23 protein-coding genes are annotated in these 25442 nt (G+C 58.5%); 11 read left to right on the top strand and 12 right to left on the bottom strand.

The window, feature by feature from the left end:
* Positions 1-17: 17 nt before the first annotated feature.
* Positions 18-668, bottom strand: a complete 651-nt coding sequence (locus tag Poly24_RS10510) for an RraA family protein (protein ID WP_145094370.1) — start codon at positions 666-668, stop codon at positions 18-20.
* 637 nt (positions 669-1305) lie between these two features.
* Between Poly24_RS10510 and Poly24_RS10505 the strand changes: the two genes are divergently transcribed.
* Complete coding sequence (locus Poly24_RS10505; RefSeq protein WP_145094367.1) at positions 1306-2361, top strand: methyltransferase; 1056 nt, start codon at positions 1306-1308, stop codon at positions 2359-2361.
* A 149-nt stretch (positions 2362-2510) separates the two neighbouring features.
* Complete coding sequence (locus Poly24_RS10500) at positions 2511-3500, top strand: hypothetical protein (protein ID WP_145094364.1); 990 nt, start codon at positions 2511-2513, stop codon at positions 3498-3500.
* A gap of 106 nt (positions 3501-3606) precedes the next feature.
* Here Poly24_RS10500 and Poly24_RS10495 read toward each other — a convergent pair whose 3' ends face one another.
* The 7 genes from Poly24_RS10495 to Poly24_RS10465 all read right to left on the bottom strand — a co-directional run bounded on the left by Poly24_RS10495 (position 3607) and on the right by Poly24_RS10465 (position 9107).
* Positions 3607-3870, bottom strand: a complete 264-nt coding sequence (locus tag Poly24_RS10495; protein WP_145094361.1) for a DNA-directed RNA polymerase subunit omega — start codon at positions 3868-3870, stop codon at positions 3607-3609.
* Entirely contained in the window at positions 3855-4457 is a 603-nt protein-coding gene (gene gmk, locus Poly24_RS10490; protein WP_145094358.1) for a guanylate kinase, read from the bottom strand. The genes Poly24_RS10495 and gmk overlap by 16 nt, the downstream gene beginning before the upstream one ends.
* 62 nt (positions 4458-4519) lie before the next feature.
* Positions 4520-5404, bottom strand: a complete 885-nt coding sequence (locus Poly24_RS10485; protein ID WP_231753569.1) for a YicC/YloC family endoribonuclease — start codon at positions 5402-5404, stop codon at positions 4520-4522.
* A gap of 383 nt (positions 5405-5787) precedes the next feature.
* Positions 5788-6453 carry a preprotein translocase subunit SecG gene (secG, locus tag Poly24_RS27000; protein ID WP_197452478.1) on the bottom strand — a complete coding sequence of 222 codons (666 nt, stop codon included), beginning with the start codon at positions 6451-6453 and terminating at the stop codon, positions 5788-5790.
* A gap of 117 nt (positions 6454-6570) precedes the next feature.
* Complete coding sequence (gene tpiA / locus Poly24_RS10475; RefSeq protein WP_145094355.1) at positions 6571-7323, bottom strand: triose-phosphate isomerase; 753 nt, start codon at positions 7321-7323, stop codon at positions 6571-6573.
* A 106-nt stretch (positions 7324-7429) separates the two neighbouring features.
* Entirely contained in the window at positions 7430-8473 is a 1044-nt protein-coding gene (aroF, locus tag Poly24_RS10470; protein WP_145102774.1) for a 3-deoxy-7-phosphoheptulonate synthase, read from the bottom strand.
* 232 nt (positions 8474-8705) lie between these two features.
* Entirely contained in the window at positions 8706-9107 is a 402-nt protein-coding gene (locus Poly24_RS10465) for a hypothetical protein (RefSeq protein WP_145094352.1), read from the bottom strand.
* A gap of 302 nt (positions 9108-9409) precedes the next feature.
* Between Poly24_RS10465 and metK the strand changes: the two genes are divergently transcribed.
* From metK to Poly24_RS10450, 3 genes are all read left to right on the top strand, one after another.
* The gene (gene metK, locus Poly24_RS10460) at positions 9410-10594 is read left to right on the top strand and encodes a methionine adenosyltransferase (protein ID WP_145094349.1); all 1185 of its coding nucleotides are present in this window, start codon (positions 9410-9412) and stop codon (positions 10592-10594) included.
* Positions 10584-11390: a hypothetical protein gene (locus Poly24_RS10455; protein ID WP_145094346.1), complete on the top strand. Its 807-nt coding sequence runs from the start codon at positions 10584-10586 to the stop codon at positions 11388-11390. The genes metK and Poly24_RS10455 overlap by 11 nt, the downstream gene beginning before the upstream one ends.
* 157 nt (positions 11391-11547) lie before the next feature.
* Positions 11548-12189 (top strand): hypothetical protein, encoded by a 642-nt coding sequence (locus Poly24_RS10450; RefSeq protein WP_145094342.1) that lies wholly within the window; start codon positions 11548-11550, stop codon positions 12187-12189.
* 25 nt (positions 12190-12214) lie between these two features.
* Here the strand turns inward: Poly24_RS10450 and Poly24_RS10445 are convergent, their stop codons facing one another.
* A complete protein-coding gene (locus Poly24_RS10445; protein ID WP_231753568.1) occupies positions 12215-13024 on the bottom strand; it encodes an SDR family NAD(P)-dependent oxidoreductase in 810 nt (269 codons plus the stop codon).
* A 293-nt stretch (positions 13025-13317) separates the two neighbouring features.
* Between Poly24_RS10445 and Poly24_RS10440 the strand changes: the two genes are divergently transcribed.
* Both Poly24_RS10440 and Poly24_RS10435 read left to right on the top strand, forming a co-directional pair.
* Complete coding sequence (locus tag Poly24_RS10440) at positions 13318-13875, top strand: GNAT family N-acetyltransferase (RefSeq protein WP_145094339.1); 558 nt, start codon at positions 13318-13320, stop codon at positions 13873-13875.
* 256 nt (positions 13876-14131) lie between these two features.
* Positions 14132-15394, top strand: a complete 1263-nt coding sequence (locus Poly24_RS10435) for an NAD(P)/FAD-dependent oxidoreductase (RefSeq protein ID WP_145094336.1) — start codon at positions 14132-14134, stop codon at positions 15392-15394.
* 35 nt (positions 15395-15429) lie between these two features.
* Here the strand turns inward: Poly24_RS10435 and Poly24_RS10430 are convergent, their stop codons facing one another.
* Both Poly24_RS10430 and Poly24_RS10425 read right to left on the bottom strand, forming a co-directional pair.
* On the bottom strand, positions 15430-16611 hold the full coding sequence (locus Poly24_RS10430; protein WP_145094333.1) for a ribonuclease D: 1182 nt from the start codon (positions 16609-16611) through the stop codon (positions 15430-15432).
* Positions 16612-16914: 303 nt separating this feature from the next.
* Entirely contained in the window at positions 16915-17832 is a 918-nt protein-coding gene (locus Poly24_RS10425; RefSeq protein ID WP_145094330.1) for an alpha/beta fold hydrolase, read from the bottom strand.
* Between the two features lie 193 nt (positions 17833-18025).
* Between Poly24_RS10425 and Poly24_RS10420 the strand changes: the two genes are divergently transcribed.
* Positions 18026-19096: a hypothetical protein gene (locus tag Poly24_RS10420; RefSeq protein ID WP_145094326.1), complete on the top strand. Its 1071-nt coding sequence runs from the start codon at positions 18026-18028 to the stop codon at positions 19094-19096.
* 33 nt (positions 19097-19129) lie between these two features.
* Entirely contained in the window at positions 19130-20041 is a 912-nt protein-coding gene (locus tag Poly24_RS10415; protein ID WP_145094323.1) for an NAD(P)-dependent oxidoreductase, read from the top strand.
* An 88-nt stretch (positions 20042-20129) separates the two neighbouring features.
* On the opposite strand, the gene Poly24_RS10410 is transcribed toward Poly24_RS10415, so the two are convergent.
* Entirely contained in the window at positions 20130-22301 is a 2172-nt protein-coding gene (locus Poly24_RS10410; RefSeq protein ID WP_231753567.1) for a Tex family protein, read from the bottom strand.
* A gap of 275 nt (positions 22302-22576) precedes the next feature.
* Between Poly24_RS10410 and Poly24_RS10405 the strand changes: the two genes are divergently transcribed.
* Positions 22577-23869, top strand: a complete 1293-nt coding sequence (locus tag Poly24_RS10405; RefSeq protein WP_145094320.1) for a glucose-1-phosphate adenylyltransferase — start codon at positions 22577-22579, stop codon at positions 23867-23869.
* Positions 23870-23882: 13 nt separating this feature from the next.
* Complete coding sequence (locus Poly24_RS10400; protein ID WP_145094317.1) at positions 23883-25442, top strand: AMP-binding protein; 1560 nt, start codon at positions 23883-23885, stop codon at positions 25440-25442.

The following is a 25442-nucleotide window of genomic DNA, read 5'->3' as shown; positions in this document are numbered from 1 at the left end:
GGTTCCCTGGCCATGAACTACAAGACGCCGTATTTCTGATAGGCGTCGACAGCTCCCATGCCTTCTTTAATTGCATCGCGAGTGACGTTTTCGGCGTTCACTTTTTCCCAGGCTGCCGCCAGGATCTCTTCGCTGCGCGCCGCCGGAACGATCACGATCCCATCCTCATCGGCGATCACAAAATCGCCGCTACAAATCGTCACGCCGCCGATCTCCACGGGCTCATCGAATGCGGTCACTCGTTGCCGATGGCAACTGTCGTAAACCGATCGCCCGGCAGCAAAGACCGGAAACTCCATCGCCCGCATTTTCTTGACGTCGCGAACCGCACCGTCGACGATCACGCCGACGCAGCCGCGGTTCGAAGCAGCCGTCGACAACAGCTCGCCCCAGATCCCCGAACGCATCGAACCGGCAGCGGCCGAGATCACAACGTCATCGGCTTGGCAGCTGTCCACCAATTGCAGTTCCAACTCGTACGGCGAGGGATCTTCGCTGAAAATGTCTTCCCAGGAGCTGGTTCGGCAGCGACCGACCATCACCCCGTTGGTGGTTTGCGGCGGCAGTTCGTGTTGGATGCTTTGATTTCGCAGTCCAAATTGGTCGCAAGCGTCGGCGACAACAGCGCTATACAAGGTCTCGCGCAATTGCGCAAAGGTCCGTTTCATGATCGATTCCGTTTCGGAGGTGGTGGGAAGATTGCAGCGATAGGTGCGGAGCCGACCACAGATACGTCAAGACTCAAGCAACCAGCGAACGCTTGCGGCAGGGCCCCATCGCGCGCCATCACTGGGACACGTCGCGGGCGTGTTTACCAAACGCATATCATAGTTGCAAGCGTCTCGCTTCGCATCGTCGGCACCGCTTCGGATACCGCCGATTGTCGATTTTTAACCGCAGGCTTAGTCCGATCGGTCGGCAGCAATCTGTTTGAGCCGAAGTGCTTCCTTCCACCACACCGCCCTCGCTGCACCCGAATCGAGACTCGCGCCGATCCAGAATAGGGAATGCTGCCCGCAGAATCGACCGACTAAAAATCCAGCGAATGCTGTAACATCCAGTCCGCAAAGATTGTGTCGGTGAAACCGACAGCCTCCGGTTCTCCAACGGCCCCGAACGTCAACGCTCGAAGAAGGATTTGCCTAAATTCGAGCCGGAGTCGCCCCGAGCAAGCGTCTCCAGGGGCGAACGCGTTTACAAAACGCGGTATGTTAAGCAGGCTTACCCAAGCCGACCGTTTGTGGCTGCGTTGTCGACCACAGAATCGCTCCGTCGACATCCCATTCTCAAATCAGGAACACCACGGTGCCCCACAACGCCCTCCGCTTCCCTGCAACCGACCCGACGCCGATTTTCGAACACTTCCGTGGTAATCAAGGATCGGATCTGTTGACCGCAGCGGTGGCACATTTCGACCTGTTCGCAAGCCTTGATCGAACTCCCTGTTCCCTGGACGACCTGGCGCAGCGACTTTCGCTGGCCCCTCGACCTACCCACGTGTTGGTCACGGCCCTACGGGCGATGGGATTGCTACGAGAGATCGACGGGCGACTGCAGTTAACCGAACTGGCCCGCGAGCACCTGGTGCCGGGTAGCGATTTCGATTGCGGCGATTACCTGGGCTTGGCCGCGCAAAGTCCATCGGTTCTGCAAATGGTCCAGCTGTTGAAAACGAATCGGCCGCTGGGATCCGATGCCAGCGATGGTGGCGCGGCATTCATCTACCGCGATGGAATCGCATCGGCGATGGAAGCCACCGACACCGCGAGGCACTTCACTTTGGCCCTCGCCGGACGAGCAAAAAATGTCGCCCCTGCGCTCGCGGAAGTCGCCGGCTTGGCGGACGCAACGCATCTACTGGATATCGGCGGCGGGACCGGAATCTATGCGTTCGCGCTGCTGCAAAAGCATCCCCCGCTGCAGGCGACGCTTTTCGATCGCCCCGAAGTCCTCAGAGTCGCCCAGGAAATGTCGGAACGTTACGGTGTAACGAATCGTTGCCAATTTATGGATGGCGACATGTTCGCCGATCCGTTGCCCGTCGATGCCGACACAATCTTGCTATCAAACGTCCTGCACGACTGGGATCTTCCCGAGTGCCAAGCGCTGATCGAACGCTGCGCCGAAGCGCTTCCTTCAGGTGGACGGTTGATGATCCATGATGTCTTTTTGAACGATGCTCTCGACGGACCATTGCCGATCGCGCTGTATTCGGCATCGCTGTTTTCATTCACCGAAGGCCGCGCCTATAGTGCCGCGGAATATCGCGACTGGCTGGAAACCGCCGGATTGGAATGCTACGAACCGATTCGTCCCACCGGCGTTCACTGCGGTCTAATGACAGCAATCAAGCCGACGTAAACGATATCGCAATCGTTGCGGTCTACCTAACTTCGTCGACCTGGCTAAGAATCCTGCTCCGGTTTCGCCAGCAGCTTTCGGTTGGATGGGTACCGATGCCGATGACTGTCACTGACATCCGTATCATCAGCGTCTGAAGGACCGGGGTTATGAGAGCAGCTTTTACTTACGCGTCGATCGCCTGGCTTGCGATCCACGGACTTGCCATTGAACTGCACGCCAACGAAAAAGCTACCAAGAACCCGTTGGTCAAAGTGTGGAACGCGACGGCTCGCAAGTACGGCATCTGTTACGGCCCGGGCTATCATGCCTGCCCCAAATGCCAAGGGGCATGCCAATGTGGCGGCACCTGTGGGCCGATGCATTACGCTCCCACCGGGCATCATCATGTTTCGCCGGGCTATGCCAATGGCGAAGTCATGGAATCCATGCCGATGTACGAAGAGAACGCGATTCAGGAGCATGAACCGACACTGGCGGCTCCCGAACCGGTATACGTTTCTCCCGCGGATGCCGGCATCCCTCGCGAATACAACGAACCTCAGCCGAAACCCGAGCGGAAGTTCACGCCCAAGAAAGAAGTCGAGCAGGCACTCCCAAAGTCCTCCGATTCGACTTCATTCGATGCGCTGGACCCCGAATCGATCAAAGGCCTCCCTTCAGTGGAATCGCCTCAATTCGCGGCCCCCAAGCGAAGCAATGACGCCCGGTTGCCGCTGCCCAAGCTGCCCAGCCAGCAGCGTAAAGAACCCGATTCACCTTCGGACCAAGCCCCACGCAGCACGGCTCCCGCGCACGTGTCGCCACCTGAAACGCCCATGTTCCAATCGCAACCGAACTTCGCACCTCCGGCAAAAGCGCCACGGAACGTCCCCGCGACGCCACCGATTGATTCGCAACCGGTTCCAGAAATGGGGAACATCCCAGACATCCAGGCTTTGCCACCTGCGGCAGCTCCACACTCCGCACCTACGCAACCGGCTCGGCCATCGCCCTTTGAGGCGAATCCGGACGATCTGCTGGTACCACAGGACACCCATCTGCTGGACAGCGCAAACGCCCGGCAGCGTGTTCCTCACCAACCGGCCTATCGCTCCGCCAACCGCTCCCGCGCCGTGATCTTCGAACCGCTGCGGTAAACGCGGCCCGAGCCAGTTCGGTTGGTCAGCGACAAGCCAAAGAAAAAACGGATCGCCAAGTTCTCTTGGCGATCCGTTTCGTTTTACGCAAGTACGCTGGCAAGCCTTACAGGTCGCCGACGTCCAAATCGGGACCTTCAGGGACGATGTTCATGTCGTCGACCGACATGACTTCGTTCGATGTATTCAGGTAGATCTTGTCCTGCACGATTTCTTGCAAAACGATCTGCATACGATCGTGGGTGCCGACATTCACCAGCGCGCGACTGCCTTGGTTCAATTGCACCAATCGCTTCTGAATCAACGTAGATAGCTTGAATCGACCGCCAACCTTGTTGACGATCTCTTCTTCTTTCAGCTCTTCGAGCATGCGTTCCGCTCCTGGTAGGATTTCAGTATTTCACAGATTTCAGATGTCGCACGGTCCACCGTGTCATTGATCACTTCGTGTCGATAACGATGCATCAAGGCTAATTCGCCCACGGAAACTTCCAAGCGTCGCGTGATCGCTTCTTCCGACTCGGTGCCTCGGGCGCGAAGCCGTTGTTCCAATTCCTCGATCCCGCCGGGATGCAAAAAGATCGTGATCGGTTGCAGTTCTTTGTCCTCCAGCACGCGCATCGCGCCGTGAACATCGATCTCTAAGATAACCCACTGACCCTGTTTTAAGCCAGTGGTGACTTGAGGACGCAGCGTTCCGTACCAATGCCCCCGGCCGAACACCTCCTCGCACTCCAAGAATTGGCCGTCTTTGCGGAGTTCATCAAATTGCGGCGTCGTCAGGAAATAGTACTCCCGCCCGTCCCGTTCGTTGGGCCGCGGTGGCCTCGTGGTCGCCGACACGCTCAACACCAATGGCAACGGGCACTGCTGGATCAACGATTTCACGACCGTTGATTTCCCCGCACCGCTGGGGCCGGAAATGATGATTAAGCGACCTTCAGTCGTCGTTTTCATGCTGATCTCTCGCGGGCTTCGGCCCAATCGTATAACGCTATCGCGGGCAATCGTTCGGCCGCTTATTCGATGTTTTGAATCAGTTCGCGCATCCGTTCGATCGCACATTTCATGTCGACCACATGCATTGCGATTTCTGCATCGTTAGCCTTCGATCCGATCGTGTTGGTCTCGCGGAACATTTCTTGAATCACAAAATCGAGTCGCCGGCCGCTGGCCTGTTCACTGGCTACGGTTTCATTAAACATTTGCAGATGGCTTTGCAGCCGCGTGATCTCTTCGCTGATATCGGTCCGGTCGGCGAACAACTGAACCTCTTTCAGTAGATCGACTTTGGCGATCTCAAGGCCACGTTCCCGCAATAATTCGCCGATCCGCGTTTCCAGCCGATCGCGATAATTGTCAACGATTCGCGGGGCCAGACGACAGATCTCCGCCAGGTGTTTCGCGATTTCAGCCAGATCGGCTTGCAGGCTGACCAGCATCGAAGCCCCTTCGGTCGCTCGCATCTGATTCAGATCTTCGAGCGCCGAAACGAGCACCGGTTGCAATAGCGACCACATCGCGTCGCGATCGATCGCTTGGTCGTCCGCCTCTTGAATCACTCCAGGCAGCGAAGCGAGGTGGCTCAGGTCGATCGCCGCCGTCTCCCCCAGACTTGCCTGCAGCTCCGAAACGCTGCGGTAGTAGGCCGTCAGGGCGGTCGGATTGATGCGATAAGCTGATGCCAATCCGGCCCGCTGCCAGCGGACGTTTAGATTCACCGAACCTCGAGTCAGATGCTGACGCACGACGGCATCGACCAGCGGCTCCAACCGACTCATCTGGTCCCCCAGCCGCGCCGACAACTTGAGCCCCCGGTTGTTGACCGATCGGATCTCCACGCTCACGGTCCCCAGATCGCCCGTCGATTGAGCTTGTCCCTGGCCGGTCATACTTTGGAGCATTGGAAAACAGCTTTTCTAAATGAATGAAGATCGCTGCGTTGATCAACACAGCAGGCCAATGGCCGGTCGTCGACTCGAAAGCGTGACAGGGCGGGCAGGTCGGTGCGGAAGCGCCGCCGAACGTCGCCCCGCCCCGTTGGAGCCTCTTCGGGGGGTGCAGCGACGGGGAACGCAAATATCCCCACTGCATCTGCACCTAAGTCAAATCTAGCTCACGACTTCGCTCGCTCTACCAAAATAGAACGCTCCGATCGATCGGAGCGTTGTTCGTTTTTCGCGTTCATCGAGCATGCATCGCGATGAACCGGCGCTCGATTTCCTGCGGCATCCCCCCTTCGAAGAAGGGATCCGCCACAGCGAGCACCATGCCATCGCAAACCGCCTTATTTCGCAGATTCTTCGCTCTCGGGAGCGTCCGCCTTGGGCTCTTCTGCCTTCGGAGCTTCTTCCTTAGGTTCTTCTACCTTCGGCTCGTCGGCCTTGGGAGCCTCTTCATTGGCTTCTTCAGCCTTCGGCTCGTCCGTCTTTGGAGCTTCTTCTTTGGTCTCTTCGGCTTTTGGAGCTTCGGGCTTAGGTTCGTCCGCCTTAGGCTCTTCGGTCTTAGGAGCCTCGACAGCCGGTGCTTCGGTCATGGCGGGCTCTTCGCTGTCGGCGGGTGCGGCGACCGCTTCCTCTTCCGCGTCACCAGGCAGGGCGATCGCGTCGACTTCTTCGACCTCAACCGCTTCGCCAGCGACATCAAGGCCTTCCAACGAAGGGCTTTCGACAACCGCTGCGTTATCGACCATCGGGCGGGCGTTACCCATCACGAAGACACTTGCACCGCACAGGAAAATCCACACCAAGGCAACAACCGAGGTGATCTTGGTGAACATGTCACCCGCTTTGGTGCCAAACGCACTTTGGCCACCGGGACCACCCAAAGCACCTGTCAAACCGCCCCCCTTGCCACGTTGAACCAGGACCAACAGGATCAGGAACAGGGAGAGGAACGAGAGCGTCAGCCCGAAGAAGACGCCCGTCATGCTTGCAAATACCAATGCCGTCATTGTGAGTAATCCGTTTTTTGAAATGTTTGACGCTTGCCGTCATGGTTGAATTGACGTCGATCGCGGCAATCTCGCAGCGTTTCGCTGCAAACATGCCAGCAATCTGAAGCCTTTGAGTTACGCCGCGGCGATGATTCCCAGGAAATCTTCCGCTTTCAGACTAGCACCGCCGACCAAAGCGCCATCGATATTGGGTTGTCCCAACAGCTCAGCGGCATTGCCTGGCTTGACGCTGCCACCGTACTGGATGCGAACTTGTTCCGCGGCTTCGCTGCCGAATTTGTCCGACAAAAGCTTGCGGATGTGGGCGTGAACCGCTTCGGCCTGCTCGGGCGATGCGACCTTCCCAGTACCAATCGCCCAAACGGGTTCGTAAGCGATCACGACGGTTGGCAACTGTTCCGCCGAAATTCCGGCCAGCGAACCTTCGATCTGCTGGGCGACCACCGCTTCGGTTTGATTGCCCTCGCGTTCTTCCAGCGTTTCCCCGACGCAGACGATCGGCACCAATCCCGCTGCCAAGGCAGCGTGCGTCTTCTTGGCGACGCCTTCGCTGGTTTCGCCGAAGAATTGACGGCGTTCGCTGTGCCCCAGGATGACGTATCGGCAACCGAGGTCGTTCAGCATCGCGGAGTTGACTTCGCCCGTGAATGCGCCGTCAGCTTCGGCCAACATGTTTTGTGCACCAAGCCCCACGGCACTTCCCGCGATCGAAGAACCGACGGCACCCAGATAACAAGCCGGCGGGCAAACGCCCACTTCCACTTGGCTTCCCGCAGGGATCCCAGCAGCGACGGCTTTGGCCAGGGCCACGCCACATTCGCTGCGTGTGTTCATCTTCCAGTTACCACAAATGAATGGTTTACGCATCGGTTTCTCTCTGTCGGTTGTTTATTTGTCGAATGTAATTTTGGTTTAGATCCGTCGTTTCGGGCAATGTCCCAATTTCGGGAGCCTCGCTCCCGCGAGATCGCCGCTACCCCGATGCCTTGCTAGCGGGCAACGGTGCGATCGACTTGCCCAACAAGGCGGCCAGCTGACGAATCTGCTGAGCCACTTCGGCGTACTGATCGGGCAGCAACGCCTGCGGTCCGTCGCTTTTGGCGACCTCCGGTTCGTCGTGGACTTCAATGTGAACGCCGTCAGCCCCCGCAGCGACTCCCGCCAAAGCACACGGTGGAATCAAGGCCGGCTTGCCAGTCGCATGGCTGGGATCGACGATCACCGGCAGATGGCTCAGGCCTTTGACCACCGGAACCGCGGCGACATCGAACAGGTTCCGCGTCGACGGGTCGAAGCTCTTGATGCCGCGTTCGCACAGGATGACGTTGGGATTTCCCTGCGCCAAAACATATTCGGCACTCATCAACCAATCGACGATCGTGGCGCTCATACCACGTTTCAGCAGCACCGGTTTGTTGGCTTGCCCCGCTTCGGTCAGCAGCACAAAATTTTGCATATTGCGGGCTCCGATCTGCAGCAGATCGGCGTATTTCGCAACGGTTTCGACGTTTCGCGGGTCGGTCACCTCGGTCACGATCGGCATCCCGCACGCATCGCCAACGTCGCGCAGTATCTTCAGCCCCTCTTCTCCCAGCCCTTGAAAACTGTAGGGACTGGTGCGTGGCTTGTAAGCGCCGCCACGGAAGATGTTGGCGCCCGCCGCTTTGACAGCCTTGGCAATCCGCAGCATCCGATCGGGCTCTTCGACCGCGCAGGGACCCGCGATCATCGCCAGCTGCCCGCCTCCCACGGGAACGCCACCGACATCGACGACGCTCGGTTGGGGATGGGCATCCAGAGACGCAAGCTTATAGGGGGGCATCACGGGAACCACTTCGGCGACGCCTGGAATTGCACTCAGCGGCTCGGATTGCAGCCGTTGCTCATCACCGATCAGGCCAACGATCGTGCGAAACGTCCCGCGACTCAGATGCGCACCAAAACCTAGCGATTCGACACGTTCGATGACATGTTGGATCTGCGGCTCGGTCGCGTCACTTTTAAGGATCAGAATCAAAACGTTAGCCACGGGCGCGGAACAAACGAAACAAATGGGGCGAACTCACCCGGCTGGATTGAATCGTGGCACCGCTTCTCCAGTGCGCCAAACGAGAAGCGTGTCATCCTCAACCACGCGGGCGAAACCCCGAGTGGCCAATAACTTAGCAAAATGGCTGCATCGATTGTAGGGCAGGTCGCCGGAATGGTCCCCACCATCGCGGGGAACTGCCCCGTCACGGGGGAAGCGACTAATATCGGGCGGGGTTGAACCCGCTGGGAGCCGCTTGTGGCTGGGGCTGGGCTGCCGTCGGGTAGGGATATTGCAGCTGTCCCGGAGCGCCAGCCGGCTGATAGGCAGGGGGTTGGTAACCGCTGGGGGTTCCGTACTCACCACCTTCCTTGACGTAACGCAATTCCGACGCGGCGCGTTCCACCGTGTTGTAAAGCGAATTGGCCTGGCTGCTATCACCCGGGACGAGGTTTTGGCGATCCAAATACTCTTTGCCACGTTCGATCGCCACTTTGGCATCTTGGCGGATTTCGTCGCGATTAATTTTAATTGTCGTTTGTTCACCATCGCGATCGATCGTGAACCAGCCTGCCATAAAGGCCGCGACCACCAGGATGCCCAGGATAAAGATATTGCGCATTGCTGCCTCTCCATGTATCTGCACGTATTAACGCGGCGGAACCCGCAAGAGACGTCCATGCCTCGTTCCACTGCGACGAAGGATTCTATCGAGATCCCGGATTTAGGGAAGATCAACATTTCGCTAGCATAACTGGCGCTGTTGGCGATTCTCGTCAGCGGAGGCCCCGCGGTGCGGATGGCGGCGCACGCGGCACGGGTTACGGAAAATCCCATCTTTGCGTGGGTCCACAAAGTCGAACCGGTCAGCTAGAATTGCCAGCCAATCAAACGTTCTGCAACACATTCTCAGGAGTCTCGTTCGTGTCTAGTGGCAAATACTTATTTACCAGTGAATCGGTCAGCATGGGACATCCTGACAAACTGGCCGATCAGATCTCTGACGGCATCCTCGACGCACTGCTGGAACAAGATCCCCACAGCCGCGTCGCTTGCGAAACGATGGTCACAACCGGCATGGCCTGCATCGCCGGCGAGATCTCGTCCAAGGCGAACGTCAAATTTTCCGACGTGGTTCGCCAAGTGATCAACGAAGTGGGTTACACCGACGACCAGATGGGCATCAACGGCAGCACCTGCGCCGTGTTGGTCTCGCTGGACGCGCAAAGCCCCGACATCGCCCAAGGCGTCGACGAAAACTCCGACAGCGGCAAGGAGATCGGTGCTGGCGATCAAGGTCTGATGTTCGGTTACGCTTGCAAAGACACTCCCGAACTGATGCCGTTGCCGATCGCGTTGTCGCACCGGATCATCAACCGGATCACCGAAGCTCGCCAAACGGGCGAGATCGGATGGATTCGTCCCGACAACAAGGCGCAAGTCACTGTCGAATACGATGGCAACACGCCGGTGCGTATCGACACGGTTGTCGTTTCGACCCAACATGCGCCCGACGTCGATCACGCCACGATCGTCGAAGAAGTGAAATCGAAAGTCATCGCGCCTTGCTTGCCCGCCGAACTGGACAAGGGTGATATCAAGTATCACATCAATCCAACCGGCAAGTTTGTTGTCGGTGGCCCCCACGGCGACTGTGGCCTGACCGGACGCAAGATCATTGTCGACACCTACGGCGGCTGGGGCCGTCACGGCGGTGGTGCGTTCAGCGGCAAAGACGCGACCAAAGTCGATCGCAGCGCGGCCTACATGGCTCGCCACATCGCCAAGACGATCGTTGCTTCGGGCGTTGCCGAACGCTGCGAAGTCCAATTGGCGTACGCGATTGGTGTCACCGAACCTGTTAGCGTTCACGTCGACACGCAGGGAACCGGCACGTTGCCCGACGATCAGATCTGCGCAGCGATTCGTGAATTCTTCCCACTGACCCCCGGTGGCATTATCAATTACCTGGACCTGCGCCGGCCGATCTTCCGCCCGACAGCCGCAGGTGGCCACTTTGGTCGATCGGGGGATGGTTTCACTTGGGAAAAGACCGACCGCGCCGAAGAATTCGCCACCGCTTGCAAGAATGCAACCGTTGCCGTCTAAATCGCCGGGCTCCTCGCGGCTGCCCACGCTGTTGCTTGAATCCCGCTGGCCGATATGGCTAGCGGCCTGGAACGGCGTGGCGGTCATCCTGTTTATCCGCGGCCTCGCACGTGAATCTGCCAGCGTCTCCAGCTGGCAGATCGCGGTGGTGGGTATGTTGTTGATCGCAGCGACCAACGTTGCACGTTGGCTGGCCCAGCGTTCTGGCTGCGACGGCCGTCAGGCTTCGGCGACCCCGCCCCGCTGGCTACCGTTTGCCTTCACTCCAGCCGCCGTCATCTTGACGCTCTGGCTCACCGCGCTCCACCCCAGCTGGATCGCCACGGTTTTCATCTGGCTGCTGCTGTTGGCCAGCGAAGTCGCCTGCCTGTTTATCAACTGGCCATTCCAATCCACTCTGCCCAACCTGATTGCGACGCTTCAACAGCGGGTCGGAATCTCGCGACCGACGGCCGAAGCGGACCTGGGCACCGAAGATCTCGATGCGCCACCGCTGGCCGACGATGTCGACCAACGAATTCAACGCAGCACTCGCGAAGGTGTCGATGAAGTGCATGGTTTGTTGCGAGTCCGGTACCAACCGGGGCAACGCGTTGCCACCCTCTTCGCCGGATTCGTGCCACCGCTACGGCCCAAACCCACCGCCGAAGCCGAAGTGATTTGGGGCAGCGAAGCGAGCGTCTCGATCGTCGACATCCACGCCCAGGGGATCGAACTGGAACTGCGTCGCGATTCGGTCGACGATGGCGAGACGTCGACGATCGTGGAGTTCTTCGCCAGCACTGCGGAACAATAAATATTCCCTGCGGTCCCCGATCGTTGCAATCGACACGACCGTTTGTCTTGCACCGATCGTCACGCTCAATTCCGCACCCCGTAGCGTCATCGCGAACCTGCCTGGCGTATGTTTCTAAGCCGGGAAGGCCCCAAGTTTTTGACGACGATTCGGGTCGGTGAACCTTGCCCCGATCCAACCGTTTCCAAAATCGACATCGGGGGACTTCGCGGGAAACATCGAACCGGAAACCAGGAATTCAGCGATGCCGTTGTTTGAGACAGTCTGCGATTTAGAAGAGGGCGCCGCGACGCTGCAGCGTCGCCACCACGGGGTGATCGAAGTCCGCGATGGTTGCCTGAGTTCGATTCACTTGCGCCCCTGGCCCACGCTGGTCACGCGGTTACGCGTTTGGCGAGACAACCGCCGACGCGACTCCCATTCGCAGCAAGATGTCTGCCGACTGTATTACGATCAATTGTGGAGCCAGCCCAATTTTTTGGTGCTGAAGTACGTCGTCTCGACTCCCGGCACCCGTTTCGCCACCGCGCGACTCGCAGCGCTGACGCTCGACGCGATCGCCGAAATCAAACGTACCGACGCGATCGTTTGCGAAGCCAGTAACGCCCGGTTGTCCGAACGCCTGCTGGACCGATGGGGCTGGCAACGGCACCTGCTGACCAGTTCCCGGCGACACTACATCAAGCGGCTTTATCCCAACAGCGCTCCGCTGGCATCGCCCCGGCACGACCTGAAAATCTTTGCGCCGACCTGCGAAAAAACGACGTCGAACGACCCATCGGCCGTCTCGACGATTTAGTTTCGCCGCAAAGGTCCCTTTCGAGTTACGACAGCTTGCCTCGCAACGACGATGGCAAATCCGGCTGTTGCCAGATGCTCATTCCGCCGTCGACCAACAACATCTGGCCATGGACATGCTCCGCTTCGTCGCTCAATAAAAACACCGCCGCTCCGCCACAGGCAGACGCTTCGGGAACACGTCCATTGGGCGTGTGCAAACGCATCCAGGCATCCAGGTCTTGGTCGCTTTCAAGGATTCCGGTCAGTGGTGTCTTCACCAACCCGGGGGCCATTCCATTGACACGGATTCCATAGGGCGCCAGCGCCACACACATCGACTTGACCATCGCCAACACCGCCCCTTTGCTGCTGTCGTAGGCAACGTGATCCGGTTCGGCCAACTGGCCATTGATCGACCCGGTAAACAAGACGCGGCCGCGCGTCTTCTGTTCCACCCACCGCCGCGCGAAGGCCTGGGTCAGGAAGAAACCGGCGGCAACATTCAACTGCATCGTCCGCTGATACCGCTCAAAATCCATTTCCAAAAACGGAACATCGATAAACGTTCCGGCGTTATTGACCAAGCGATCGATCTGCGGATGGGCAGTGGTCGCAGCGGTGAACAAGCGGCCCACGCAAGCTTCGGTCGGCCCAGCCAAATCGCCCAGCACCAAGTCCGCCGTCACTCCCTTTTCGCGGCAAGCGGCAAGCGTCGTCTGCGCCGCGTCGTCATCGTGAAGTCCGTGCAGCACCACGTTTCCGCCAGAACCGGCGATCGCCGTTGCGATCGCAGCGCCGACGCCTTGGGTGCCGCCTGTGATCAATGTTGTCGAACCGGTCAGATCAAATGGCACGGTAGCGGTATCCAGTCTAAAGAGGAGAAAGCGGGCGGGAAAATTTGCGGAGGGCGTTGCGTTTCAAGTTTCGTCGAAGCCATCGGGCGATGCAACCCGGAGCGGTTCAAGAGTCCATCGCGCAGGATTTCCGAGCGTTCCGATCACCGTAACCGGTTCAAATCGCCTAGCATTTCGCCGTTTTGGATCCGAACGCGCTGCGGGCCGCTTTATCGATGGGCAGCCGCGCAAAATGGGGTAAAATTGATCGAACCAGAGATTGATGATTCTGCGACGACGGGAGGCCGCGGCCGATGGGTATCACCTACTTCAAACGCTACCGAATGGAACTGGACCTGGATCGGTTTGTACCGTCCAGTTACCAATTGCCCGAAGGCTATGAAGTCCTCCCTTGGTCGGAGGATCTGTTGCGGCAGCATGGGTTGGCGAAGTACGAGAGCTTTCAGTGGGAGCTCGATGCGAACGTCTTCCCTTGCCTGGGGCAACGCGATGGTTGCCAGCGATTGATGCAAGAGATCGCCGGACGATCGAATTTCGTTCCCGAAGCGACTTGGTTGCTGAGGTTTCGCGATTCCGATTCGCGCAAGCCGCTGCCAATTGGAACGGTCCAAGGCATCCAAGCCGACGGTTGGGGCGCACTTCAAAACTTAGGGATCGCCAAACCTCATCGGGGACAAGGACTGGGAAGCATCTTGTTGAATCTCGCCACGCAGGGCTTTCAACGTGTCGGCCTGACAAAGATGCACCTGGAAGTCACCACCGATAACACCGCCGCGCTGCGATTGTACGAACGGATGGGCTATCGCCGCGCTCAAACGGTTTTCAAAGCGGCCGACGTCGCCCTCGCCTAGCCGAAAACATCGCAGGTCGTCCCCGTGCCGGTAGACCACGGCCCCGCCACGGGCATGCGATGGGCAATCCAGACGTTGCAAACGACAGCGTCCAAAGCATCCCACCGATCGGATACCTACGTTCACGAGGCACTTCCGTCACGGCTGTCAATGCGCACAATGCAGATATCAGACAGATGTTGGTGCGGCGGATCACCGAGCGTTGTCGACGCGGGAGTTCAAACCAACCACAAACATCCAAAACAAGTGCAGGCCTTTGGCTACTTTAAAAGAACGTCGCGCCATCGTGATCGGCGGCGGGGTGATTGGAATCGCATCGGCTTATTATCTTGCGAAAGAAGGCTGGAAAGTAACGATTCTGGAACGCGGTCGCACCGGCGTCGCCTGCTCTCGTGGCAATTGCGGGATTATCGGGCTGAGTCACTTCATGCCGCTGAACACTCCCGGCGCTGTCACCAGTACGCTCAAGGCCATGTTGCGGCCCGATTCTCCGTTTTCCATCCGCCCTCGTTTTGATCCTCGGTTGTGGTTCTGGTTATCCAACTTTGCACTTCGCTGCAATCAAAAGCAGATGCTCGCGTCGGCGCGCGTTCGGGCGGCGCTGCTGGAATCGACCGAGATCGCCTACCGTGAATTGTTGGAAAACGAACCGATCGATTGCGAACTCGGCCGCGAGGGTTCGCTGTTTGTTTTTAAGTCTCCCGGTCCGTTTGAACAGTATGCAAAGACCGATGCCTGGATCCGTCGCGAGTTTGATTTTCCCGCGGACCGGATCGAGGGAGACGACCTGCAGGCGTTTGAACCTTCGCTGAAAGAGGGACTAGCAGGCGCGTGGCACTACCCCCAGGACTTCCATGTGCGTCCGGATCGATTGGTCGCATCGTGGCGGAAGGTGGCCGAGGGACTTGGCGTCGAGATTCGCGAAAACACCGAAGTCGTGCGGATCGACGCCGATCCTTACGATTCGCGGCGCGCCACGCGAGTGATCACCGAACGCGAAGAGATCACTGCCGATTGCGTCGTCGTGGCGATGGGTGCGATGACGCCGATCATGAACGAACATCTTGGCTGCCGATTGCCGGTACAGCCGGGCAAAGGATATTCGATCACGCAATCCCGTCCCAGCATCAGCCCTCGGATGCCTTTGCTGTTCAAAGAACATAAAGTCGTAGCGACACCGTTTGACAGCGGTTACCGGCTGGGCAGCACGATGGAATTCGCGGGCTACGATACGCGATTCCGACAGAAACGGTTCGATCTGCTGGGCAACGCGGCCGAGCTGTACCTGCACGAACCCAACGGTCCTCAAACCGAAGAAATGTGGTTTGGATGGCGCAGCATGACCTACGATGGCATCCCGTTCATCGACCGCAGCCCACGGTTTGCGAACGTCTTGGTCGCCACTGGGCACAACATGATCGGAATCACTCTTGCCCCGGCCACGGGCAAACTAATCGCCGAACTGGCCGGCGACCGCAAGCCGCACATCGACCTGCATCCACTGCGGATCGGTCGGTAGGTGGGTCGCCTCACGCGAGCCGTCCGCCCCAACCGCTAGGGTTGGACGTCGATAAATTCCAGCGGCTGTTCGGCCTGGCGATTGGCAACTCGGATCGCCAAGCGACCATCCAGGACATCGCGGAAGGCTTTGCCCACGACATCGCCACGCCAGCCTCGCAATAGCGCCGGTTTGGGAGCGTTCTTGTTGCCCCCCATTTCATAAGTCAGCAGTTCGCGAACGTCATCGGCGTTCCCCACAATGGCCGGAGCCATCTTGTGCGTCCGCGAGACGCAAGCGATCGCCGTCGACAGGAACTGGCTGAGCATCGGAACCTTAGCACGGCGTTCCCCGCGCGGTTTGACCGGCAATTCACTTTCATCCAAATCCAAGGCGATCCCAATCGCTTCGGCAAGCGCTTCGTGATGCGGCTGCAGATTGCGTCGCTCCATTCCGCGGATGCTGTTGATCCGTTTCGGATCGGGGCTGCCACGTCGAGCCAGTTCGACGATCAGATCATCGCGAAGGACGCGCCGTGCCGGTTGATCGGTCTTCTGGGCGCGCGCTTCCCGCCAACGCCACAGTTCGCGAATGATCGCCATCTGCCGTGGCGGCAGGCTGCTGCTGCCCGACACGCGGTGCCAACTCTCGTTTTCTTCGTTGTTTGCGACCGTCGTTTGCAGCGTCGCGATCTCTTCGTCCAACCAGCTGCGCCGTTGCAGGTCGTCGACCATCTTGCCGATCGTGGAGTGCAGCGTGGCCAGATCGATCACATCCTGCAGCGCGTATTCGATCTGCCCTTCGGAAAGCGGCCGGCGACGCCAATCGGTCCGTGTCTCGCCTTTGCCCAACGTCTTGCCGCAGATCGTCTTGACCAGATTCCCCAACGACGCAGGATATTCAATGCCGACAAAGCCGGCAGCCAATTGCACGTCGAAGCACCCGGCAATCGGTTTGCCGGTGAACCGCCAACAGAACCGCATCTCTTCGCGTCCGGCGTGAACGATCACCGTTCGACCGGCAGTGGAGATCAGATCCCAAAACGGCTGGGTGGTCCCGATCGCGATCGGGTCGATGATCGCCAGCATGTCGCCAGCAGCCACTTGCAACAAACACAGCTCGGGGCGGTACCGATCCTCCGAAACAAATTCGGTATCGAAGGCGATCAACGGTTGTTTGGCGAGCCGCTCGCAAAATCGATCGAGATCTTCGCGGCTGGTGATAGTTTCGTGATTCAACGAGCGTCCGGTGGGCAAAAGTGTTCGAGGATTCGCATCGCGGAGTCCATCGACAACCATCCGGTCTGCCAAAACATCCGCTGCCGCTGAAATTCGTACGACGCCTGGCGGGAAACGGCAGCCGTAATTCGCAGGTTGCGAGTCGTGGCATTTCAGGCCCAGCGAGGTCTAGCTCGGGGACAACGCGGCGCTCATTCACCTGCGGCAAAACGTGAACCTGTCATTCCCTGAGCGAGGGATTATACCCCAAGCGGCGGCCCATTGAAACGCGGCTTTTGTAGCCTTGACTCGCGGAAGGCAGGCTTAAGCCGCCGGACCGTCGGTCGCCGGTAACGCGGCACGGTCGTTGGTGCGAACGAGGAATTCATCGATCGCGTCGAGCACCTGATCCGGAGCGTCTTCCATCACGTAATGCCCCGCATCGTCGATGGGGACGGTTTCCGCGTGCGGCATCGACTTTTGAATCCGTTCCATGCATTCCGGACGGAAGCACCAGTCCTTCATTCCCCAAATCAGACGCGTCGGCAGATGGTCCAGACTTGGCAGCGCCGCCTCCAATTTTTCCAGCGGTTGCCAGGTCCGATGCCGCGGCGACATCGGAATGTCTCGGACAAATTGATTGATCGCCACTCGGTCGGACCAATTTTTGTAGGGTGCCAACAGCCCCGCCCTCGCGGTCGGGCTGAGCGTTTGCCTCGACATCGCCATCGTCACCGCGGGCCCCGCGAACGCATTGAGACCTCGGATTGCCAAGGGGCCCAAAATCGGGCATCGCAGTACGCCGATCCGCCAGGGAACGTAGGGAGGCGGGAAAGCACCGGTGTTCAGCAAAATGATCCGTTCAAAGCGTTCGCGATGCTGTGTCAGCGCTAGCAGTCCGATCGCCCCGCCCCAATCGTGCGCCAACAACGTGATCCGCCGCAGATCCGCCGCCTCGATCAAACTGCCCAGATTCGCTGCATGCGTTTCCAGACAATAATCGTAGTCCTGAGGTTTGTCGCTTAACCCACACCCGATGTGATCAACCGCCACGACGCGATGCGAATCGCGAAATCGTTGGATTGCGTTACGCCAGTAGAAGCTCCACGTGGGATTGCCGTGGACCGCTAGGATCGTCTGATCGCCAGCCCCTTCGTTGAGGTAATGGTATCGATGCCCATCGGCTTCGTGCCATCGCGAAGTAAAAGGATATTCGTTTTGCCAGATTGGATCGCCGTTCATCGCGGAAAGTATACGCGATCGATCGCAAATCTGTCAGGCGTTTAAAGGGGCGTGCCGAACACTTTACCGGCTGGCACTCCAAAGCGAGGACGGCGGAGTTTAAGATAGCTTCAACCCGCCGAACCGTTCGGCGGGTTGAAGCTCATACCGCCGGTTGGTCAATCTTGTGAACCTACACTCCGCCCTGCTTGGGATGGCTTGTCTTGTTGCTTCGCTGTTCGCGACCGCTCAGGGTGCGGACGATTTCGGCGGGCAATTGGCGAGCACGTGTCGGGTCACGGGAACCGAGTTGCCGCTCCGCGTCGTGGCTCACCGGATTGGCGAGACGCATCAAATCAACGTCTGGATCGATCGCCGCATCGATCCCACCACGCCGGTTTCGCTGTCCGCCTCGGCGGGATCGTTGCAGCAAACGCTCGAAGCCATTGCGACGCAGGCGGACCTGGAAGTCGGATATGCCGATCCGATCGTGATCGTCGCGCCTCAAGGGCGAGCGATCGACGCGGCAACGCGGATCTTGGCGTTGCGTTCGGAACTCAAGGAACTTCCGATCAGCGTCGCCAAACGGCTACTGCAACCGCATGATCTCGATTGGCCGCGTGCCACCACCCCCGCGGAAATTGCCGAACAGATCTCGCAAACATGGAATGTTCTGGTCGCTGGCGATTCGCTCCCCCACGATCTCTGGGATCGCTCCGCATTGCGACAGATCGATGCCGGCGGTGCGCTGGTCCTGTTGGCCGAAGGATTTGATTTGGTGCCGCAATACGATTTGCAGACGGCGACCTTTCGCATGCATCCGATTGAAGAAGGCCCCGCTGTCGGGTTAGATTACCCGGCGGCCAAAGTCACCGCGTCGGTCACCCGCGCATTGCGGAAGATCGATCCCGAGGTCACGTTTGAAAAGCGGGGAGCGCTGATCCGCGTGACGGGAAATTCGTCGGTCCACCATCGGATTCGTAACATCGACGCTGTCCCAAATGCTAAGCCCAACAAGGGTTTGGCCGCCGTCGAGCCGCAAATGCGACGATTTACTTTAAGGATCCCGGGCGTGAAACCGGCCGCTTCGATTTTGCAAGCGGTCTGCAATGCCAGCGGCTTTACCTTGGACACCTCCGCCGCCAGTTCCGAGCGTTTAAAGATGCCGGTCAGCCTGGAGGTCGAAGACCAATTGGCGACCGAGATCATCGAATCGATCTGCGCGCAAGCAGGCCTGACAGTTCGATTTGATGCGACAACGGCGATTGTCGCCGACCCAACCTAACAAGACACCCACCAACACCCAGGCGCACTCGACATGCTCACGATCGAAGCAAACAAAACACGGATTGGTTGGATCGGTACCGGCGTGATGGGCCGCAGCATGTGTGGCCACCTGATCGACGCTGGCTTTTCGATGACCGTCTACAATCGTTCGCCGGAAAAAGCGAGCGATCTGGTCGCCAAGGGAGCACGCTTGGTCGACAGTCCTAAAGAAGTCGCTCAGCAAAGCGACTTGATCTTCACGATTGTCGGCTTCCCCAGCGACGTGCGACAAGTCACCTTGGGCCCCGAAGGAACGTTGGCCAACGCGTCTCCGGGAAGCGTCTTGATCGACATGACGACCAGCCAACCCTCGTTGGCGGTGGAGATCGCTCAAGCGGCACAAGCGCGTGGCATCCACAGTGTCGATGCACCGGTCAGCGGTGGCGACATCGGAGCCCGCGAGGCGCGGCTATCGATCATGATCGGTGGCGACCAAGCGGTCGTCGAAGCCTTGCAGCCCTGCTGGCAAGCGATGGGAAAGACGATCGTCTACCAAGGTCCGGCAGGATCGGGGCAGCACACCAAAATGGTCAACCAAACTTTGATCGCGACCGGCATGATTGGCGTTTGCGAAGCCCTGCTGTATGGCTACAAAGCGGGACTGGATTTGCCCACCGTCATGCAATCGATCGGATCGGGGGCCGCCGGCAGTTGGTCGCTGTCGAATCTGGGCCCCAAGATCATCGACAACGATTTCGATCCCGGATTTTTTGTCGAACACTTCATCAAAGACATGGGGATCGTCTTGGACGAATCGCACCGGATGGGGCTCTCGATGCCAGGCCTCGCATTGGGCAAGCAACTCTACGAAGCCTTGAAGGCGCAGGGCCATGGCCGCGACGGAACCCAAGCATTGATCGTTGCGTTGGCTCAAATGTCGGGAATCGATTGGGCAAAACGGTAACGCCGACGGACAAAGCGTCGACGGTAAACGCACGCGTTCGAAACGCGCTGCGAATCCCATCACCGCAACCGATTGCAGCGCGTCTCGCTTAGAACTTCCGCGTTACCGAGATCCGTTTGCGCGGGATGTCGATCTCCATCACCTTGACTTTGACGACATCGCCAACGGCCACCACTTCGCTAGGATCGCTGACATAAGTGTCGGACAATTGTGAGATGTGAATCAATCCGTCTTGATGAACGCCAATGTCGATGAAAGCACCAAAGTGGGTGACGTTGGTGATCACCCCTTCGAGAATCAGTCCCGGCTTCAGGTCTTCGATGTCGTTGACGGTGTCATCGAACTGAGCGACCTTGAATTCGCTGCGCGGGTCGCGGCCTGGTTTCCCCAGTTCGCTGATGATGTCGGCGATCGTAGGAATCCCCACCTTGCCGTCGACAAATTCCTCGGGCTTCAGCTTTTGGCTGAGCGTTGCGTTGCCAACCAACGCTTTCGGATCGGCTCCCAATCGCTTCGCCATTCGATCGACGATCGGATAACTTTCGGGATGGACCGCCGAATTGTCGAGCGGTTGTTTGCCGTCGCGAATCCGCAAGAAACCTGCCGCTTGTTCAAACGCTTTCTTGCCCAACTTGGGAACTTTGGTCAGTTGTTTGCGGTCGGTGAACCGTCCGTTGGCGTTGCGATATTCGACGATATTCTCAGCCAATTTGGGGCCGATCCCGGCGACGTGCGACAGCAACGGAACGCTGGCCATATTTAAATCGACGCCCACATTGTTAACGCAAGACTCGACGACACGCTCCAAACACTTCCGCAGTTGTGTCTGGTTGACATCGTGTTGGTACTGGCCAACGCCAATGGACTTCGGATCGGTCTTCACCAATTCGGCCAGCGGATCCTGCAACCGCCGCGCGATGCAAATTGCGCCACGCACCGTGATATCGAGGTCGGGAAATTCTTTGCCCGCCAATTCGCTCGCCGAATAGATCGAAGCTCCCGATTCGCTGACCATGACCTTCGTCACCGCCAATTTGTGTTTCTTGATCAGGTCGCCGACAAACGCGTCGGTTTCCCGCGACGCGGTCCCGTTGCCAATCGCGATTAATTCGACGTTGTGTTTTTGAATCAGTTTCAACAACGCCGCCCCGGCACCAGCCAGATCGCTCTTGGGAGGCGTGGGGTAGATCGTTGTGTTCGTCAGGAATTTCCCTGTTCCGTCGACAACAGCGACTTTGCAGCCGGTGCGGAACCCAGGGTCGATTCCGATCGTCACGCGGGGCCCGGCGGGAGGCGACATCAACAGTTCGCGTAGGTTCTTACCAAAAACGGCGATCGCTTCTTCATCGGCTTGTTGTTTCAGCGTTTGCAGAACGCTCGATTCGGTGGCAGGCATCAGCAGCCGTTGGTAGCAATCGTCGACCGTCGCCAGCAGTTCCTTTTGAAAGGGCGATTGGCGGCCGGGAACCAGTTTCGGCTTGAGGTCTCGCAGGATGGTATCGTCGTCCAATTCGACGCCGATGCGCAGCACACCTTCGGAATCACCTCGCATCATCGCCAACAGACGGTGCGAAGGAATCTTCTTGGCCGGTTCGCGATGATCGGTGTACTGTTCGAACTTGCTGGCTTGTTCCTTCTTGCCACGGCGAACTTGCGACGTGATCCGCCCGCTGGCAAAGGCCTGTTGGGTCATCCAGGTCCGCGTTTCCGCTTTCTCGGACCACTGTTCGGCGACGATATCCAACGCCCCTTGCAATGCGGCGTCACGATCGGGAACGTCCAATTCGGCGTTCACAAATTTCGCGAGGATTTCATCTTTCGATTGTTTGCTGGCGGTGGGATCCAACAATAAATCGGCTAACGGTTGCAGTCCCTTCTCGCGGGCTGCGGTCGCCCGGGTGCGGCGTTTGGGCTTGTACGGCAGGTACAGGATTTCCAGAGTTTGCAGGTCGCCGCAGGCTTCGATCTGACGTCGCAACGCATCGGTCAACAGCCCCTGTTCGTCGATCGTTTTTAAAACGGTCGCTTTCCGCGAAGCCAACGCCATCGCTTTTTCCAACGCATCTTCAATCGCCCGCAGAGCCACTTCGTCCAGACCGCCGGTCGCTTCTTTGCGATATCGGGCGATAAACGGAATCGTGTTCCCTTCGTCCAACAGGTCGACTGCCGCTTCGACTTGTTTGGCGGGAACCTTTAATTCGCTGGCAATTGCCTGGATCGTGCGCTTTCGATCAAAGACCACTTCGTTTTTAGCTGCCATTCGGAATATCGTTCAATGAAGGATGCGGAGGCAAAATAGGGAGGGCTCGCGGGCGCGGTCCGATTTACCGGAAACTTGCGTCCGATGGTCGTTTCTTTCCCAACCCCGCAAGCTAGACCCCTCGGGGCTAAGATGCGAGGAAATGGTCAAATTGCGTTGGGTGGGGTGACTGCCTGCCGAGCAAAAGTCTGGTATATTCTCAACTCATTAATTGCGTCAAGCACAGTCTGCTGTTTGGTGTGCATTCGAGCTGAGCCTTAGGTTTTGGAGACACAATGCGTAATACAATTGCGCTGATTTTAGGTGGTGGTCGCGGAACACGTCTATTCCCGCTTACCAAGATTCGTGCGAAACCCGCCGTTCCCTTGGCCGCGAAGTACCGCCTGATCGATATCCCGATCAGCAACTGTATCAGCAGTGGTGTTAACAAGATTTACTGTCTGACACAGTTCCTGTCGGTCAGTCTGCACCGGCACCTCCGACAAACCTATTCGTTCGACCACTTTAACGGTGGCTTCGTCGAACTGTTGGCTGCACAACAAACCGAAAGTTCCGGTACCGATTGGTACGAAGGAACCGCCGACGCGGTCCGCAAGAACCTCAGCTATATCGAACAGGACTTTGTCGAGCATGTGCTGATCCTGTCGGGCGATCAATTGTATCGCATGGACTATGGCGACATGATGAAGACGCACATCGAATCGGGGGCCGATGTGACGATCGCCGGAATTCCCGTTTCGCGAGACGATGCCCACGCGTTGGGAATCATGCGAGTCAACGATGCGGGTCGCGTCGTCGGTTTTTTGGAGAAGCCGCAGACGCCTGAAGAGATCGACATGGTCAAAATGGATCCGGCGTGGCTCGACAGCCAAGGCGTTCCCAGCCACGGTCGCGACTGTGTCGCCAGCATGGGCTTGTACATCTTCAATCGCGATACGCTTGTCGATTTCCTGCAAAAAACGCAGTACCAGGATTTTGGCCGGGAAGTCTTTCCCGCCGCCATCCGATCGCGAAAAGTGCAATTGCACTTGTTCGATGGCTATTGGGAAGACATCGGAACGATCAAGGCTTTCTATGAATGCAATCTGAGTTTGGCGCAGCACAACCCTCCTTACAACTTCAACGATTCGGAATCGCCGGTCTACAGCCGACCACGCTTCCTGCCACCGACGTTGATGGAAGGGGCTCAGGTCACGGGCAGCCTGATCGCCGACGGTTGTCGGATCGAAAAGGGCGCTGTGATCGAAAACAGTGTCATTGGTTTGCGTTGTATCATCGGTGAAGGGGTGGTCATTAAAGACAGCATCCTGATGGGAGCCGATGATTACGAGACCTCCGCCCGCCAACAAACCGCTGCGTCGCAAGGCAAGCCGCCAGTCGGTATTGGCGCCGGGAGCGTCGTTCAAGGTGCGATCCTGGACAAAAATTGTCGCGTCGGCAAAAACGTGCGGATCGTCAACGATTCGAAGATCCAAGAAAGCGACACGCACGAAGAGTGCCCGATCCGTGACGGGATTCCGATCGTTTGTAAAAACGCGTCGCTACCCGACGGTTGGAAGCTATCGTAAAGAGCCCGCGTCGATGTCTTTGATTGAGCAACTGTTAGCCAATGCTGTCCAACACGGCGACGCTTTGGCTTGGATCGATCCGCTCGATCGTCACACGGCCCAATCGTTCAATTGGTCCGACATCGGTTCGCAAACCCTCCAGGCCGCCGAACGTTTGGCGGCCAAGGGCGTCTCGCCCGGACATCATGTCGCGATCGTCTGCGACAACAGTCGCCAATTGGCGGTCCTGCTGGGAGCACTGCGGTTGGTCGGATTTTTCCGTGACCAGGCTCAACCGCCGCAAAGCGCCGTCGATATCGTCATCGATGTGCGATTGCCCGATTCCCACGTCGCGGCGTTGATCCAGCACTGCGACGCACAGTTTCTGCTGCTTGGCGCGGGGCATCGCGATCGCCCTCTCGCGCTCCCTAACGGTTGCCAAGCGTTGGCCATCGATGCGATTTGTTCCGCGGCGGCCGCGCTCCCCGAGGACAGCACCCGTTTGCAACGGGCAGTGAACTGGGCATCAGGTTTGGAGCCGACGCAGCCCGAAGCGATCATGTATACGTCGGGAACCACCGCCGATCCCAAAGGCGTCGTCTTAACGCACGGCAACCTTGCCTCCAACGCCGCGGGAAAACTGGCCGCCGTGCCGCAAACGCCCGATGATCGGCGGCTGACGTTGCTGCCGATCTCCCATGCCTACGCGCGAACGTGCGACCTGGGGACATGGATTCTCAGCCGCAGTGTCCTGGCGGCCGCCAGCGGATACGAAGGACTGCTGCAATCGGCGATCGCCGTCAGACCAACCCTCATAAACCTTGTTCCCCATCTCGCCGAAAAGATCGCCCATCAGGCGCGGTCCGCCGCAAGCCCGCAGCAAGGACTGGCCAGCTTGGGACTCGATCGGCTGCGGATGTTGGGTTGTGGTGGCGCCGCGATGCCCTCCGCGACTTTCAAAGACTTTACCGATTGGGGCATCACCGTGATTCAGGGTTATGGGTTGACCGAATCCTCCCCCGTGATCTGCTCCGCCACTCCCCAAGACGCTGCCCCCGGCGTGGTCGGTCGGCCGGTCGCAGGCGTGGAAATCAAGCTCGATCCTCAGGGACAAATCCTTTGCCGCGGTACGGGCCTCGCAAAAACCTATTACAAGCAAGATGCGGCAATGGCCGCGCGGATGGTCGATGGCTGGCTGCAAACCGGCGACCTGGGGCACCTCGACGACAACGGATGTTTGCAGGTGCTAGGTCGGATCGACGACATGATCGTGCTGAGCACCGGCCGCAAAGTGATGCCGGCGGCGATCGAAACGCGGATCTGCCAGATGCCGGGGATCACCCACGCCCTGGTCTCCGGACAGGATCAACCGGTCCTCACCGCGTGGATCGCCACCGAAGGCGCCCCAATAACCGCCGCCGACACGGAACGCTGGCAAGCAAAAATCGCCGACCAGTTGAACGATCTGCCGGCGCACGCGATCCCTAGGATCGTGCGTGGCATCGAGGTTCCGCTGGCCGTTGAATCGGGAACGTTGACCGCCAAGGGAACCGTTCGTCGTCGCTTGCTGATCTCTCAGTTGGAACACGCGTAA

Origin of the sequence: Rosistilla carotiformis (assembly GCF_007753095.1) — a bacterium.
In the GTDB taxonomy this organism is placed as follows: Bacteria; Planctomycetota; Planctomycetia; order Pirellulales; family Pirellulaceae; genus Rosistilla; species Rosistilla carotiformis.
The sequence above is the reverse complement of the archived record's forward strand: the minus strand, read 5'-3'. Positions and strand labels throughout refer to the sequence as shown.

Excerpts from the sequence above, each read along its gene's own strand:
- Poly24_RS10510 (WP_145094370.1), bottom strand. The coding sequence starts at position 668 with ATGAAACGGACCTTTGCGCAATTGCGCGAGACCTTGTATAGCGCTGTT.
- Poly24_RS10500 (WP_145094364.1), top strand. The coding sequence starts at position 2,511 with ATGAGAGCAGCTTTTACTTACGCGTCGATCGCCTGGCTTGCGATCCAC.
- Poly24_RS10495 (WP_145094361.1), bottom strand. The coding sequence starts at position 3,870 with ATGCTCGAAGAGCTGAAAGAAGAAGAGATCGTCAACAAGGTTGGCGGT.
- gmk (WP_145094358.1), bottom strand. The coding sequence starts at position 4,457 with ATGAAAACGACGACTGAAGGTCGCTTAATCATCATTTCCGGCCCCAGC.
- Poly24_RS10485 (WP_231753569.1), bottom strand. The coding sequence starts at position 5,404 with ATGCTCCAAAGTATGACCGGCCAGGGACAAGCTCAATCGACGGGCGAT.
- secG (WP_197452478.1), bottom strand. The coding sequence starts at position 6,453 with ATGACGGCATTGGTATTTGCAAGCATGACGGGCGTCTTCTTCGGGCTG.
- tpiA (WP_145094355.1), bottom strand. The coding sequence starts at position 7,323 with ATGCGTAAACCATTCATTTGTGGTAACTGGAAGATGAACACACGCAGC.
- Poly24_RS10465 (WP_145094352.1), bottom strand. The coding sequence starts at position 9,107 with ATGCGCAATATCTTTATCCTGGGCATCCTGGTGGTCGCGGCCTTTATG.
- Poly24_RS10440 (WP_145094339.1), top strand. The coding sequence starts at position 13,318 with ATGGGTATCACCTACTTCAAACGCTACCGAATGGAACTGGACCTGGAT.
- Poly24_RS10425 (WP_145094330.1), bottom strand. The coding sequence starts at position 17,832 with ATGAACGGCGATCCAATCTGGCAAAACGAATATCCTTTTACTTCGCGA.
- Poly24_RS10420 (WP_145094326.1), top strand. The coding sequence starts at position 18,026 with ATGGCTTGTCTTGTTGCTTCGCTGTTCGCGACCGCTCAGGGTGCGGAC.
- Poly24_RS10415 (WP_145094323.1), top strand. The coding sequence starts at position 19,130 with ATGCTCACGATCGAAGCAAACAAAACACGGATTGGTTGGATCGGTACC.
- Poly24_RS10410 (WP_231753567.1), bottom strand. The coding sequence starts at position 22,301 with ATGGCAGCTAAAAACGAAGTGGTCTTTGATCGAAAGCGCACGATCCAG.
- Poly24_RS10405 (WP_145094320.1), top strand. The coding sequence starts at position 22,577 with ATGCGTAATACAATTGCGCTGATTTTAGGTGGTGGTCGCGGAACACGT.
- Poly24_RS10400 (WP_145094317.1), top strand. The coding sequence starts at position 23,883 with ATGTCTTTGATTGAGCAACTGTTAGCCAATGCTGTCCAACACGGCGAC.